The organism is Flavobacterium hibernum (assembly GCF_000832125.1).
Classification (GTDB): domain Bacteria; phylum Bacteroidota; class Bacteroidia; order Flavobacteriales; family Flavobacteriaceae; genus Flavobacterium; species Flavobacterium hibernum.
Genome location: NZ_JPRK01000008.1, coordinates 350,220 through 365,697, shown reverse-complemented (window position 1 = coordinate 365,697; position 15,478 = coordinate 350,220). Strand labels below are relative to the sequence as shown.

At 32.7% G+C, this 15,478-nt stretch carries 14 protein-coding genes; 4 read left to right on the top strand and 10 right to left on the bottom strand.

Features of this window, described 5'->3' with window-relative positions; all coding sequences use genetic code 11:
• Nucleotides 1–129: 129 nt before the first annotated feature.
• Nucleotides 130–1,410 (top strand): isocitrate lyase, encoded by a 1,281-nt coding sequence (aceA, locus tag IW18_RS10740; RefSeq protein ID WP_041517569.1) that lies wholly within the window; start codon nt 130–132, stop codon nt 1,408–1,410.
• Nucleotides 1,411–1,610: 200 nt separating this feature from the next.
• On the opposite strand, the gene IW18_RS10735 is transcribed toward aceA, so the two are convergent.
• From IW18_RS10735 to IW18_RS10705, 7 genes are all read right to left on the bottom strand, one after another.
• The gene (locus tag IW18_RS10735; protein WP_041517568.1) at nt 1,611–2,186 is read right to left on the bottom strand and encodes a Crp/Fnr family transcriptional regulator; all 576 of its coding nucleotides are present in this window, start codon (nt 2,184–2,186) and stop codon (nt 1,611–1,613) included.
• Entirely contained in the window at nt 2,186–2,503 is a 318-nt protein-coding gene (locus IW18_RS10730) for a DUF6370 family protein (RefSeq protein WP_041517567.1), read from the bottom strand. Before IW18_RS10730 ends, IW18_RS10735 begins: the two co-directional genes overlap by 1 nt.
• A 2-nt stretch (nt 2,504–2,505) precedes the next feature.
• Nucleotides 2,506–3,666, bottom strand: a complete 1,161-nt coding sequence (gene purT / locus IW18_RS10725) for a formate-dependent phosphoribosylglycinamide formyltransferase (protein ID WP_041517566.1) — start codon at nt 3,664–3,666, stop codon at nt 2,506–2,508.
• 494 nt (nt 3,667–4,160) lie between these two features.
• A complete protein-coding gene (locus IW18_RS10720) occupies nt 4,161–6,032 on the bottom strand; it encodes a peptidase U32 family protein (protein WP_041517565.1) in 1,872 nt (623 codons plus the stop codon).
• 139 nt (nt 6,033–6,171) lie between these two features.
• Nucleotides 6,172–6,951 carry a hypothetical protein gene (locus IW18_RS10715; RefSeq protein ID WP_041517564.1) on the bottom strand — a complete coding sequence of 260 codons (780 nt, stop codon included), beginning with the start codon at nt 6,949–6,951 and terminating at the stop codon, nt 6,172–6,174.
• 119 nt (nt 6,952–7,070) lie between these two features.
• Nucleotides 7,071–8,261, bottom strand: a complete 1,191-nt coding sequence (locus IW18_RS10710) for a pyridoxal phosphate-dependent aminotransferase (RefSeq protein ID WP_041517563.1) — start codon at nt 8,259–8,261, stop codon at nt 7,071–7,073.
• Nucleotides 8,262–8,328: 67 nt separating this feature from the next.
• Nucleotides 8,329–9,423, bottom strand: a complete 1,095-nt coding sequence (locus IW18_RS10705) for a fatty acid desaturase family protein (protein WP_041517562.1) — start codon at nt 9,421–9,423, stop codon at nt 8,329–8,331.
• Nucleotides 9,424–9,530: 107 nt separating this feature from the next.
• On the opposite strand from IW18_RS10705, the gene rsmG reads away from it, so the two are divergent.
• Entirely contained in the window at nt 9,531–10,160 is a 630-nt protein-coding gene (gene rsmG / locus IW18_RS10700) for a 16S rRNA (guanine(527)-N(7))-methyltransferase RsmG (protein WP_041517561.1), read from the top strand.
• 87 nt (nt 10,161–10,247) lie between these two features.
• On the opposite strand, the gene IW18_RS10695 is transcribed toward rsmG, so the two are convergent.
• Nucleotides 10,248–10,952, bottom strand: a complete 705-nt coding sequence (locus IW18_RS10695; RefSeq protein WP_041517560.1) for a LytR/AlgR family response regulator transcription factor — start codon at nt 10,950–10,952, stop codon at nt 10,248–10,250.
• Between the two features lie 29 nt (nt 10,953–10,981).
• Complete coding sequence (locus IW18_RS22680; RefSeq protein ID WP_052480138.1) at nt 10,982–12,034, bottom strand: sensor histidine kinase; 1,053 nt, start codon at nt 12,032–12,034, stop codon at nt 10,982–10,984.
• 284 nt (nt 12,035–12,318) lie between these two features.
• Between IW18_RS22680 and IW18_RS10685 the strand changes: the two genes are divergently transcribed.
• Nucleotides 12,319–13,497 (top strand): NHL repeat-containing protein, encoded by a 1,179-nt coding sequence (locus tag IW18_RS10685; RefSeq protein WP_041517559.1) that lies wholly within the window; start codon nt 12,319–12,321, stop codon nt 13,495–13,497.
• 66 nt (nt 13,498–13,563) lie between these two features.
• Here IW18_RS10685 and IW18_RS10680 read toward each other — a convergent pair whose 3' ends face one another.
• Nucleotides 13,564–14,208: a hypothetical protein gene (locus IW18_RS10680; RefSeq protein WP_240475551.1), complete on the bottom strand. Its 645-nt coding sequence runs from the start codon at nt 14,206–14,208 to the stop codon at nt 13,564–13,566.
• Nucleotides 14,209–14,658: 450 nt separating this feature from the next.
• On the opposite strand from IW18_RS10680, the gene IW18_RS10675 reads away from it, so the two are divergent.
• Nucleotides 14,659–15,411, top strand: coding sequence for a carbonic anhydrase family protein (locus tag IW18_RS10675; protein ID WP_041517558.1), 753 nt, complete (start codon nt 14,659–14,661; stop codon nt 15,409–15,411).
• Nucleotides 15,412–15,478: the final 67 nt, after the last annotated feature.

Genomic DNA, 15,478 nt, shown 5'->3' with positions numbered 1-15,478 from the left:
GGCAGATAAAATGAGAGTTAAAAAAAAATCTAAGCAGATCTTTAGAATACTATTTATTTAAGTCTAGTTAAAACTGAATACTGATAACTGAGACTGAAAACTTTACTAACCACTTTAACTATATTATTTATGAAAACAACAGAAGACAGAATTCAGGAATTGATTAACGATTGGATTACGAACCCGAGATGGAAAGGTGTTGAACGTCCTTATACGGCTACAGAAGTAGTTACACTTCAGGGTTCGTATCAAATTGAGCATTCTATTGCCAAAATAGGAGCGCAAAAATTATGGAGAAAGTTAAAAAGTCAGGATTATGTTGCTGGTTTGGGCGCATTGACAGGGAATCAGGCGATTCAGGAAGTCGATGCTGGTCTTGAAGCGATTTATTTAAGTGGCTGGCAAGTAGCTGCCGATGCAAATTTGGCTGGAGAAATGTATCCAGACCAATCGCTTTATCCTGTAAATAGTGTGCCAATGGTGGTAAAAAAAATAAACAATGCCTTGTTGCGCGCGGATCAAATTCAAACTGTAAATGGCGTTGAAGATAAAAAAGATTACTTAGTTCCTATTGTGGCTGATGCCGAAGCTGGTTTTGGTGGAAATCTAAATGCTTTCGAACTTATGAAATCAATGATTGAAGCGGGGGCTTCAGGAGTTCATTTTGAAGATCAATTGAGTTCTGCTAAAAAATGCGGGCATTTGGGAGGGAAAGTTTTAGTTCCAACTCAAGAAGCAATTAATAAATTGATTGCAGCTCGTTTGGCGTCAGACGTTATGGGAGTTTCAACTTTAATTGTTGCAAGAACAGATGCTGATGCAGCTAATTTATTAACTAGTGATGCTGACCCAAGAGATGCAAAATTTATTACAGGTGAAAAAACAAACGAAGGTTTCTTCTATGTAAATAGCGGAATCGATCAGGGAATTGCCCGAGGTTTGAGTTATGCGCCTTACGCTGATTTGATTTGGATGGAAACCAGTAATCCTGATTTAGTTTATGCTAAAAAGTTTGCCGATGCTATGAAAAAAGAATTTCCGGATAAAATGCTAGCATACAATTGTTCGCCTTCTTTTAACTGGGCTGCAAAATTATCTGTTGCCGAAATGGAGACGTTTAGAGAAGATTTGGCTGCGATGGGATATAAATTTCAGTTCATTACTTTGGCAGGATTCCATGCTTTGAATACGAGTATGTTCGAATTGTCTAAAGCATATAAAGAACGTGGTATGGCAGGGTATTCTGAATTACAGGAAAGAGAATTTGCTCTACAGCAAAGCGGTTTTAGAGCAGTAAAACATCAGGCTTTTGTGGGGACTTCTTATTTTGATGCTGTTCAGAATACGGTAATGATTGGGAAATCAACCATAACAGCAATGGAACATTCAACAGAGGTTGAGCAATTTTAATTCAAAAGAAAAGCCAGTTTATTAACTGGCTTTTTTTTGTTTTTTTATGCCACAGATTTCACAGATTAAAGGGATTTTTCCTTCACGAATTGTACAAATTTCCACGAATTTTATTTTAATTTTTAACCCAATTTAATTAGTGAAAATTCGTGGCGACTTTTTTCAAATCATTTTAATCTGTGAAATCTATGGCTAAATATTTATTTCTTCAAAAGCCTAGCTTTCATTTTGCTGAAAAATTCAGGAGTAACGCCAATAAAAGAGGCGATTTGTTTTTGTGGAACTTTGTGAACCAATGTTCCGTATTTACGGGTGAATTTCTCAAAACGTTCTTCGGCTGGTAAGCTTAAGTTGTCCATTAATCGTTGTTGATTGGCAACCAATGAGTTCTCTATTAATATTCTGAAAAAGCGTTCTAATTTTGGAATGTCGTGAAACAATTGTTCTTGATTTTCTTTAGATAATGATACGATTTCTGCTTCTTCTAAAACTTCAATAAATAACTGTCCAGGTTTTTGCGAAAAATAACTGTACATATCGCTCATCCACCAGCCTTCGCAGGCAAACGAAAGTACATGCTCGACGATATTATCATTGATATTGAAGCTTCTTAAAATTCCGGAGTTTACAAAATACGAATGTTTACAAACTTCGCCTGCACTTAATAAAATAGTTTTGGCTTTATAAGTATGTGTTTCGGTTTTGGATAAAAAATGAGCTTGCTCTTCGGGAGTTAGCGAAACGTGTTTGGCAATATTTTCAAGAATTAACTCCATTATTTTTCTTTAAGTAAGGTGAATGAAGTAGCTTTAAAACGGCCATTTTCTACTTTTCCAGTAACAGAAGCTTTACGTATTTTATTGCAAAAACCATCTTCGGCATGAGCATCTCCATGCTCGTCAATTGTTGTTCCGTCAACAAAATAAGGTTTTCCGTCAATGCGAACCGCTAAATCACAACTTTTTCCTTTCATTCCAAATTGACATTCACCACAAGCGGTTTCTACAATTTGAGGTTTTTCAGTTGTTTTTTTATTCTGAGCTTGAGTTGCAATTCCCATAAAAAGGAGCAGTAAGAATAATATTTTTTTCATTTTTAAGAATTTACAGTTATTAATTTTGAAGTTGTTTTAGCGCGTTCAATTATTTCTTCGATTGGAGTCGCTAATGAATCGTGACTCAAAACAACACCCATTCGGCGATACGGTCTTGAAGTTGGTTTGCCAAATATTCTAAAATCAGTTTTAGGTAAAGCCGCTACTTTTTCAACTCCAGTATAAGTGGGATTTGTAGAATCTTCAGATGCTAAAATTACGGCACTTGCACCAGCTTTTTCTAAGGTAATTTCAAAAATTGGAAGACTTAAAATCGCACGTAAATGCAATTCAAATTCATTAAAATTTTGAGTTCCGGCCAAAGTTACCATTCCGGTATCATGTGGGCGAGGAGAAAGCTCAGAGAAATAAACACCTTCATTGGTCAAGAAAAACTCAACACCAAAAAGTCCCGCGCCACCAAGTGCTTCGGTTATTTTTTCGGCCATATCCTGAGCTTCGTATAAATCTTTTTCTGAAACCAAAGCCGGTTGCCAGCTTTCCTGATAATCGCCACGTTCTTGTCTGTGACCAATTGGAGCGCAAAACAAAGTTGGATTGTTGTTTTGGGTAATCGTTAAAAGTGTAATTTCAGAATTGAAATCTACAAAAGCTTCAACAATAACTTCAATCACATCTCCGCGCGAACCTGCAACAGCATATTGCCATGCTTTTTCGATATCGCTTTCAGTTTTTATTGTCGATTGTCCTTTTCCGGAAGAAGACATTAAGGGTTTTACTACGCAGGGAATTCCAACTTTCTGAACAGCTTTTTGCAGTTCTTCAGCTGAAGTTGCATATTGATATTTGGCTGTTTTTAAACCTAATTCTTTTGAAGCTAAATCACGAATTGCTTTACGGTTCATGGTAAAATTTGCCGCTTTTGCAGAAGGAACAACGGTGATGCCTTGTTTTTCGTAATCGTAAAAACGTTCAGTACGAATGGCTTCTATTTCAGGAACTATAAAATCTGGTTGGTGTTTGGCTACAATTCTATCTAAAGCTTCGCCGTCGAGCATGTTGATGACTTCAAAACCGTGTGCTACTTGCATGGCCGGTGCGTTTTCGTAACTATCAACTGCAATTATGGTTTGTCCGATTCGTTGTGCAGCGATGACAAATTCTTTGCCTAATTCGCCTGAACCGAGGAGTAGTATTTTCATTTTGGAGTGTTGTAAATAATGGAGTAGTAAAAGTAACGAAAAATGTTTTTAACCGCAAAGGTCGCAAAGAATTACGCGAAGAACGCAAAGTTTTTATTTTTAAGATAAAATAGTGCGAAAAGAATTCCTCACGCAGATTTTGGAGATTCAGCAGATTTAATTTAATAATTAACTTGCCATTTAGATAAAGTAACCAAACAGTTTGTCATTTCGACGAAGGAGAAATCTCCACGAGAAACTCTACAAAGATTGGCATATTGGAGCGGAGCTTCTTGCGGAGATTTCTCCTTCGTCGAAATGACAAGATTGTGGAGAATTATGAAATGAAATTAGTGATACAAAGGTTCTCGTTTTACGATTTGCGTGAGGGAGGGATAGAAGTGGAAAGCCCACAGCCTGACGAAGGAAGTGCGAGGACTTGTAGCGGATAGCCCGACCCGGAGGGACACGCCCAAAATAAAAAAACCGACACTTTAAAAGTATCGGTTTGTGTTTTAATGAAAATGATCTTCTTCAATCTCGAATTCTGCATCTTTTTCCCAGATTTCCATTTCGCAGGGCTTGCAGTTGAATTTTAATTTGTATTCAAGTTCTCCTTGCTTTAAAACTAATGGTTCTTTTACCTTAACACCAACTATGTCTTTTTGGTGTATTGGACATTTTTTTAATTCGTATTTGATACAATATTTAGTTGTCATTACGCGAGATTTTCCTGGATCCCATTGTAATTCGAATGCTTTTTCTATTTCGGTTACACCATGACGTTCGTAAAATTTACGAGCCGTTTTGTTTGAAACATTGTACATGAAATCAAGTTTAGTTTCAGGATATGGGTGTGACGTTTTTACTAATTGGTGCTCTTCGCGTTTGTAGTTTGCCAAACGAATTTGAGTCAATTGATCGTAAACTGTTCTTCTCATTTCGTTGATTTTTGAAATAGGAAGGAACCAGTTTTGAGAAAACATAATGTTTATTTCATTAGCAGTATAAGGTGTGAAACCTGTTTTTGCCAATTGTGTTTTGATGTTTTCTTCGATTGATTCTCCAGTTTTAGTTTGTTCTTTAGAGTGTTCTAAATTTACAATGCTTACATTTCCGTCTTCATCGGTTGCAATTAACTCAAAACCTGTTTCAGTTTCTGTCAGTAATAAAGTAGTGCTTAGTTTACGAACAGCGCTATCTTCTCTTTCTACAATTTTGATAAAAGCGGCGTCGTTATTTCTGTAAATGAAAGTTCCGTCTTTTACCTCTTTTAGAACGTTTGGATAAATTTTACCGTTTTCGGCTTTGTTTACGTAGATTCCGTCTGCTTCATTATTTTCGTTGATGAAACAAAGTCCGTCGCCGTTGTTTAATAATTCGCCGTTTTCGATTTCGTAAGCGTTTCCAACAGTTCTGATTAATTTACCAATATACTGTCCTTTTGATTTTGGGCTTTCCCAAGAACCAATAGAGCTGTGTCTTTCGTTTACAAAATAATCCGTATAACCACGATTGAAAGTTCTGTTTAAAGAAGAGTCAAAAGTATAAGTGCAAGTTCCAGAAGATGCTTTTTTATATTTACCGCTTCCTTCTCCTTCTAAAAAGCTGTCTAATTTTTGACGTAAGTATGATACGTTGTTTTTTACATAAACTACATCTTTCAAACGTCCTTCAATTTTAAAAGAAACAATTCCTGCTTCGATCAAATTCGGTATTTGCTCAGAAATATCTAAATCTTTAATAGAAAGTAAGTGACTGTTTTTGATTAAAGTTTCTCCGTGTCCGTCGATTAAGTTATAAGGTAAACGACAGTTTTGAGCGCAAGAACCACGGTTAGCGCTGCGTTCTCCGTTTGCAACACTCATATAGCAGTTTCCGCTAAAGGATACGCATAATGCACCAGTTACGAAAAATTCCAATTCAACATCAGCTTCGTCGTAAATTGTTTTAATCTGATGCAAGTTTAATTCGCGGGCTAAAACCACACGTTTGATTCCGGCATCTTTAAGGAATTTGATTTTATCGGCATCACGGTTATTGGCTTGTGTGCTGGCATGAAGTACGATAGGAGGTAAGTCCATTTCCATAATCGCCATATCCTGAATAATCAGGGCATCGACACCAATGTCGTATAATTCCCAGATCATCGAACGGCAGGTTTCTAATTCGTTGTCGTACAAAATGGTGTTCATAACAACAAAAACCTGAGCATTAAATAAGTGTGCATATTGTACCAAAGCGGCAACATCTTCGATAGAGTTGTTGGCGTTAGAACGTGCTCCAAATTGTGGCGCACCAATATAGACTGCATCGGCACCACTATTTATGGCTGCCATTCCTCCAATTAAATCCTTAGCCGGAGCTAATATTTCGATCTTCTTCATTTTTAAGACTTTAACCTTCTGTGGTATTCACGGAAAAAAGTTTGCAAAGTTCTTATAAATATTCCGAGTTTGCTAATGCTAAAGTGACTTTTTTTGAAATAGTTGGGTAATATGGAATGATGATAGTTAAGGTTTTAGATTATTTTAGATATTTAATAATCCTAGTTGTCTCGGATTTTTTAAAAACATTTCCGTTTGTGATAGTTGAATATTTTTTTTTAATCCAGTTGCCGAATTTATCGTATTTAATTTCCATTTCATATTTTGCAGATTTGATTATATCACCATATTCATTAATAATATCTTCAGGATTGCTTTTTGACGAATCTATACTGCTTGTCTGTGAACTTGTAAGTTTTTCATACTTGTTGAAGTATTTGGTTATTACTTCATTTTTTTCGTAATTATATTCGTTTATTTCTTTTCCGACAATTTCGTTTCCCATATAGTTTACTAATTCGATTGGATCTCCTTTTTCATTATTGCTAAAATCTGTTGTTCGAAAAATTTTACCGTTTTGATCTTTGTCTGTAACATTTATTAAGTAACCTTTTGGGTCGTAATTGTATGAAGCAATTTCGATTGTATGTCCCATGTACGGGTGCCAGTTTTCAAGTTTTCGTCCATTACAACGAATTCCTGTACTGTCATATGCTCTTGTTAATCGTTGTTTTAAGTTGTTGTTTTCATCATATCTCAGTTCGGCAAGAACATTATTTTGAGCATTGTAAGATGTTATGTTTTTTTTATATTCTATAGTACCACTTGAATTATAAAAAGTGGTATTTGTTATGGTTTCAGAAACTAATTTATCGGAATGGAAATCACCGTTTTTTCCAAAATTTAATGAGGTTAATGTGCTTTGAGAGTAAAAGCTAATATTTGAAAAGATTATGATTATAAAGATTAATTGTTTCATGTATAGATGATTATTACGATTTAATTTTAGTCTTTTTATAAATATAAAAAAAAACAGCTTAAAGTATAAAGTGATGAAACTTTGAACCTTAAGCCGTTTTAGTAAAAAGATTGATATTGTTATGCAGTCAAAGCTTCTTTGATTCTGCGTAAAGCTTCTTTTAAGATATCGTCGCTTGTTGCGTAAGAGAAACGAATACAATTTGGATTTCCAAAAGCATCTCCTGTTACTGTTGCAACGTTTGCTTCGCCTAAAAGATACATTGACAAGTCATTTGCATCTTTAATTTCTGTTCCTTTTAATGTCTTTCCAAAGAAAGAAGAAACGTCTGGGAACACATAAAAAGCTCCTTCTGGAACGTTGATTTTTACACCAGGAATTTCTTTTAATAATCCCACTACTAAATCTCTACGGCTATGGAAAGCCTGAACCATGTGGTTCAATACACTTGGATCAGCATCTACGGCAGTAATTGTAGCACGTTGCGCTACAGAATTTGCACCAGAAGTTACTTGTCCTTGAATTTTTGTACAAGCTTTTGCAATAAATTCAGGAGCTCCAATATAACCAATTCTGTATCCAGTCATAGCAAATGCTTTTGCAACTCCGTTTACAGTAATTGTTTTTTCTAACATTCCCGGGATTGATGCAATACTGCAAAAAGTTCCAGAGAAGTTAATGTGCTCGTAAATTTCGTCGGCAACAACGTATATATTTGGGTGTTTTTCTAAAACTTTTGCAAGAGCTGTTAACTCTTCTCTGCTGTAAACAGATCCAGATGGATTACAAGGAGAAGAGAACCACATCATTTTTGTTTTTGGTGTAATTGCAGCTTCTAATTGTTCTGGTGTAATTTTAAAATCTGTATCTACAGATGTTGGAACTTCTACAGGAACTCCTCCAGAAAGCTTTACAATTTCGAAATATGAAACCCAGTAAGGCGCTGGTAAAATTACTTCATCACCATCATTTAACATTACTTGCGCAATGTTGTACAAAGATTGTTTTGCTCCGGTAGAAACTACAATTTGTGATGGTTTGTATTCTAAATTATTGTCTCTTTTAAATTTTCTGCAAATAGCTTCTCTCAATTCTAAATAACCTTCAACTGGAGAGTAAGTGCTGTAATTTTCATCTACTGCTTTTTTAACAGCTTCCTTGATGAAGTCAGGAGTATTAAAATCGGGCTCGCCTAAACTTAAACTGATAATGTCTTTTCCTTGTGCTTTTAATTCGCGAGCTAAAGCAGCCATTGCTAAAGTTTGTGATGTCGCTAAATTGTTGATTCTGTCTGAAAGAATATGATTCATTATGAAATTTTTGAATGTCCTTAATTTCAACTTTAATTAAGGAAGGTTAATTATTAATAGATTTTTTTTACGCTAATTCAGGTTTTATTCCAAGATCTTTTAGGTGCTTGTAATGTGCAATAACAGCTCCTCTCATAGTTCTAAATTCATGATATGGTAAGTTGCATTCGATTGCAGTTTGTTTTACAATTTCGGCAATCTTTCCGTAGTGAATATGACTTATGTTTGGAAAAATGTGGTGTTCAATTTGATGATTTAATCCTCCTGTAAACCAGTTAATAACTTTGTTTTTTGGAGCAAAATTAGCTGTGGTGTATAATTGGTGTATTGCCCAAGTGTTTTCGATTTCACCATCTTCATTTGGAATAGGATTCGACGTTTCTTCAACAACGTGTGCCAATTGAAAAACGATACTCAAAATTAATCCAGCTGTGTAATGCATTACAAAAAATCCTATTACAACTTTCCACCATGTTACGCCTAAAAGCATTGGTAAAGCTATCCAAATTAAGACGTAGATGATTTTTGTGATCACTAAAACGGTCCATAATTTAGTAGGACTTTGTGGTGCTCCATATGATAATTTTCTTTTAAGATAGTTTTTCATTTGCTTGAAATCGGTTGTTAAAGCCCAATTAAAAGTCAAAAGTCCATATAAGAAAAAAGAATAATAATGTTGAAATTTATGAAAACGATGCCACTCTGCATTTTGTGTAAAACGAATAATTCTTCCCGCATCAAGATCTTCATCATGACCGTGAATATTTGTATAAGTATGGTGTAAAACGTTATGTTGAACTTGCCAGTTGTGTACATTTCCGGCTAGAATGTAAATACTTCCGCCCATGATTTTGTTTATCCATGATTTAGAAGAGTAAGATCCGTGATTTCCGTCATGCATCACATTCATTCCAATTCCGGCCATTCCAACTCCCATTAAAATATTAAGTAACAATTGTGCCCAAAATGGCATGTTGAGAGTTAATATCAAAAAGTAAGGTGTTAGAAAAACAGCAAAAAGAATAACGGCTTTTAAGTGCAGCTTCCAGTTTCCTGTTTTCTGAATGTTGTTCTCCTTAAAGTAATTGTTTACTCGAGAGTTAAGTGTTCTGAAGAACTTCAGATTGTCTTGCTTAGCAAATGTAGGCGCAGTCTTATTCATAATTAATTTAAATAGTTTTCAAAGGTAATTATTATAAATTTTCAATTTGCAAAATTGAGTTAAATATTTCAATCGTAAAGTAGTACTTTTGTTAAAAATTTAGAGCAATGGATGAGATATTGAAATATTTTCCTGATTTGACCGATCTTCAAATCGAACAATTTCAAAAATTAGACTTTTTATACCACGATTGGAATGAAAAAATCAATGTTATTTCAAGAAAAGATATTGATGCATTATACACAAAACACATTTTGCATTCACTAGGAATTGCAAAAATCATGAAATTTGAGCCAGGGGCAACTGTTTTGGATGTTGGAACGGGTGGCGGATTTCCTGGAATTCCATTGGCGATTCTTTTTCCTGAAACACGTTTCTATTTGATTGATGTAATTGCAAAAAAAATAAAAGTGGTTCAGGGTGTTATTGATGCATTAGAATTAAAAAATGTTAAAGCAGAACAAAAGCGTGCTGAATTGGTAAAGGGTGATTTTGATTTTATTGTAAGTCGTGCTGTAACCAATATGCCAGATTTTGTTTCTTGGATAAAAGGCAAAATCAAAAAACAACACAAGCATACTTTAAAAAATGGAATTCTATATCTAAAAGGTGGTGATTTAGCAGAAGAATTGAAAGATTTTCCAAAAGCAACTTTATATGATTTAGCCGAGATTTTTGAGGATGAATTTTTTGAAACTAAAAAAGTAGTGCATTTGCCGTTGAAATTTCAGGCGTAAAAAGTTTTATAGTTTCAAAGTTTTAGCTTTCAAGTTGAATATTTTTGATAAAAATACAAAATCCGAGTCGTTAAGATTCGGATTTTTTTATTGTAGAATGTTATTTTCTAAATGATTCAACCAGTTTTCTTTATAGCTATTTCCGATTGGAATTTCGACAAAATTTATTTCAACTTCATTTTTAGAATAAGCAGTTAGCTTTTTGGTTTGAATGATGTAGGAACGATGAATTCGAACAAAGTTGTAATCTAATACTTTTTCAAAAACAGAAATGTTTTGTTTGATATGATGCGATTTTCCGCTTTCGAGATGAATCGTAATATAATCCTTAAGACTTTCGATATATAAAATTTCATCAAAAACAATTTTTATGTTTTTACTTCCGCTGGTTACAAAAACATGATTGTCATTTATTGTTTTTATTTCCTTTTGTGGAGTTTGTAATTGTTTGAATTTTTCTATCGAAACAAAAAACCGATCAAAAGTAATTGGTTTTAAAAGGTAATCAATCACGTTGAGTTCATAACCTTCTATTGCATATTCTCTATGTGCAGTTGTAAAAATTACTTTTGGCGCATTTTTCAATTTCTTCACAAAGTCATTTCCTTTTAATAAAGGCATTTCGATATCTAAAAAAATCAAATCGACAGTATTTGTCTCCAAAAAAGTATATGCTTTTAAGGCATTTTCAAAAGATTCCACTAACTCGAAATTTTCAAAATTTACTAAATGAGAAGTAATTAGTTCTCTCGCTAGAGGTTCATCGTCAACAATAATGCATTTATATTTCATTCAGAAAAAGTATTTATATTTTTGAAAATCTAAAGATAAAGACAAAGTTTGACTTTAAAATTTGTTTGCGTTTCTTCAATTTGTAATTGATGCTTTTTAGGATATAATAAATCCAATTGCTTTTGAACATTTTCTAAGCCAATTTTAGATTTGTCTGAAATTCTGGTTAACTCATTTTGAGGTTTTGTATTTTCAATGCTAAAATTAATTTCACCTTTTTTACTATCTAAATTTAGCAGAATTACTGCTTTTTCAGTTTCGTTAACCACTCCATGTTTAAAGGCATTTTCTATAAAAGTTAATATAATTAAAGGCGAAATTTTGTTGCTTTCGTGAATGTTTTTGGTAAACGAAATATCTAATCTGTTTTCGTTGTAACGAAGTTTTTCTAAAGCAATATAATTTTCAATAAGTGTAATTTCTTTTTCAATAGAAACATAATCTTCATTGCAACGGTATAAAACAAAATCTAAAATTTCAGATAATTTGGCAATAACTTCAGGTGCTTTATCATCTTTTTTTAAAGTTAAAGTGTATAAATTATTTAAAGTATTAAATAGAAAATGAGGGTTAAGTTGGTTTTTTAAAACCTTTAATTCCATTGATTTTTTTTCTTCTTCTAGTTTTAAAAGACGTTGTTGCTTACGATTAAAACTAATAAAACCTAAAATAATAATCGGATAGGTAATAAAAGAAAGTTCTCTTAAAATCAGTTTAACAGAAGTTAGTCTTTCGGGTACAGTCATTTTGTGTCCAAGCCAATCAGCAAAGAAACTCGGGAATTTTGGTTCGAGATAATAATATTTTAAAATCATTAAAAGGGTGAAAATAAAATAGAGCCAGGCCAAAGCAGAAATTATGAAAAGCAAATATTTCTTTTTGTTTAGTGTTTGAGGAATAATCCAGTAAATCAAGCCATATCCAGCACATGCTTGTGCTAAAATTTTCCATGAATAAATAAAAATAAAGTCATAGTAATTTTCATTTTCGGATTTATTTGAAATATAAAAGAACAAAAAGAAAATCCAGTAGAAACAATGAAGCGCGGCCCTTTTTAAATCAATTTTGTGGATAAAATTCATAAGTGTTATAAATGTCAGCAAGGTAATAAAATATAAAAAAGAGCTTACTTTTTAAGATGAATAATAGCATTTAGCTTCCGAAAACAGCTTTTTTGAGTACGAATGAAAAGTTTGGCTAGTTTCATTATTTGTATGCTAAATCCGTGTTTTTATTTGCGCATAAAATATCAGAATTGTTCTGAGATTATATTCGCTAAAAAAAAAAGTACAATGATAAAAGTTATTTTTCTACTAGTCCTGTTTCTGGAAAGAAACTTAAATAAAAAGTAAAAAACGTAAAACCAATGAAACAAATTATTAAAGCCATAGTAATTATTTTGCTTATCACCAATACAACAAAATGCTGGTCGCAGAAGACCAAGCAGGATATTGTTTATAGAGAAGATTCAAAATTTGTAAATCCAATTTCATCTGAGAGCTTGGTAAAATCCAATTTATCTAAAAAAGAAGCTTTACAGGAAATCACATATGTCGAAACGTCAAAACGAATAAAGCCAACTTTGTTTGCTAATTTGGGAGAAAGTTGTCAAACCCCAGACGGAATTGCTTTGGATAAGAATGGTAATTTGTTTCTTTCTATTACGAATCCAATTTCATTTGAAAAATATGGAAGTAAAATTATAACTTTTGACAAAAATGATAAACCGATAACATGGTTTGATCAATTGCCTTTGCATCCTGTTACAAAAAGAGTGCATCCAATGGGAATGGAATTTGGACCTGACGGAAATTTGTACATAATGGATAATCAGTTTTTTGCAAGAAAAAATGATTTCTCGCGATTAATTAGAATTATTGTAAAAAATGGAAAGCCTTTAAAGGCTGAGGTTTTGGTTGAAGGGTTTAATTTTGGAGAAGCTGTAAGATGGTCTAAAAACCGAGTTTACATTACGGATGCATTATTTGAAAATAGGAGAGAAAGCGGGATTTATAGTTTTTCGTTAGAGGAACTAAATAAGAAGAATATAGTTTTGGATGCTTTAAACAAGAAAAATTATTTGATAAGCACTTTTACTCTAAAATTTGAAGTTGCAAATTCTATAGGAATTGATGGAATTGCATTTGATGCTAAAGGGAATTTATATGCAGGAAATTTTGGTGATGGTGTAATTTCTAAATTAGAATTTTTTGATGATGGAAAAATTAAATCTGAAAAAGTTGTTTTTGATTCGGATAAACTAAAATGTTGTGATGGTTTTTTTTATGATAAAAAAAGGAATTCAATTTTTATAGCTAATTACAATAATAATAGTGTTCATCAATTAAATTTGAATACTAATACTCTTTCATTAATTTGGGAAAACGGAGAAGCAAATGGTTCTGACGGACAATTAGATAATCCTTGCGAAACCATTATTTATAAAGGAAAATTATTGGTAGTGAATTACGATACTTTTGAGGGAGAAAAAAATAAGGAGATAGATGCTTTTCATACCATTTCTAGTTTTGATTTAGGAGAATGAAGAAATTGTGTAAAATAAAAATGACCCGATCAAAATAAATTTTGTCGGGTCATTTTTGAATTATAATTAAGATGCTTTTTTTGTTAAGTGTAAAAAGGGATTTGATTTATGATCTAAGTTGTCAATAAAATCATTTACTGCATTTTTTGATGCCTCTATTGTATATTCAAATTTCGGGTCAAAGAAAAAGGCACGACATATTACGGGTTCGTTAGATGAATCGTAGAATGCTTCATCGGTTTCGTCTACGTTTGTATAATTGTATTGACAAGGGTAAAGACGGTTTAGTTCTGTTACGATGTTGTTGAACCATTTGTCAAAGGTTTTTCTTTTAGGTGTGATATGACGTGCTAGTAAGGCTAAGCCAACAATCTCATTTTGTATAAAGTAAGAACCTTTTCTATATCTTACATCAATCATTCTAACATTCATAAGAGCGACCCATAATGGGCCATTTATAGAACCTGAAGCTGGAATGTCAAGGTCTACATCAAATATAAGAGGAGATGTATGATCTTGGTTTTCGATAGAACACCATAGTGCCTCAATACGTTTTTCAGTATCGTTAATGCTAGTAGTGTATCCAGTAAAGCGCCAATAAATCCATTCTAATAAAGCAGCACTAAGTCCAACTGTAGCTTTATGGTTTATGTTTGATAATAAGGCTTCAAGTTCTTCATTTCCTTCCAGAGGATCTAAGAATTGATCCATTTTTCTTTTACTCCATTTAAAATCAATTGGATGTCCAATTGTTTGGGAGTTTAGAATAATTTGCGGTACATTTTTTAAACTTTTCATAAACCCTTTTTTTATATTATTTTTTGTTTTTCTTTTTAGCAATTAGAGCTAAATGATTGTTTATTTTATGCCTAACTATTTATTTTAAGAGGCATATTATTTTTAATGTTTTGAAAGAGCAAATGTATATTGAGCTTTGTTTTTTTAGTGTCGCAATAAGTTTTATAAATGATAAAATAAGTTTTTTTTAAAACTTATTGCACTGATAATCATTAAAATAAGAAAAATACTACAATGTGTTTTTTAATTAAAATGTAAAATTAAATTCTTTTTATTAGTATTTTTTTTTGCTTAACTGCTTGTTGTTTAGTGATTTATTTTGTTAATTTTAACAGTGTGATTCCTAACCAAAAAAGATAAAATATGAAAAAGAGATTTCTTATAGTAGTTCTAGCAATTACACTTCTTTCTTTAAACGTTGCTTGTCAAAACAAAGAGTCTAAAGAAGTCAAAGCTGTTGAAACAAAACTCAATGAAAAGCAAATTCCTTTAAAAGAAAGGGTTCTAACTGCCGCAGAGCAAAAAGCGCTAACACCAGAATCTGTAATTCAGCGTTTGAAAGAGGGAAATAAGCGTTTTATGAAAAATGATTTAACTCTGAGAGATAATTCGGCTCTGGTTAGAGATGCTACAGAAGGGCAATATCCTAAAGCTGTAATTCTTTCTTGTGTAGATAGTAGAATTCCGGTAGAAGATGTTTTTAATAAAGGAATTGGAGATCTTTTTGTAGCAAGAGTTGCTGGTAATTTTGTTAATGAAGATATACTTGGTAGTATGGAATTTGGCTGCAAAGTTTCTGGAGCAAAACTCATTTTAGTTTTAGGACATGAATCTTGCGGAGCCATTAAATCAGCGATCGATGATGTTAAGTTGGGAAATATAACCGCAATGCTTGCTAAAATAAAACCCGCAATTGCAGGTTCTCAAGATTTCGCAGGAGATAAAACCTCTAAGAATGACGATTTTGTTGATGCTGTTGCTAAGAAAAATGTACTATTGACCATTCAAAATATTAAAGATAAAAGTCCAATTTTAAAAGAAATGGCCGAAAAAGGCGAAATTAAAATTGTTGGCGCTTATTATGATCTGCATTCGGGCGAAGTAATTTTTTTATAAATAAGCCTTAAATAAAAAGCCGAATCTTTTAAAAGATTCGGCTTTTTTATATGAACTAGTTTCAAAC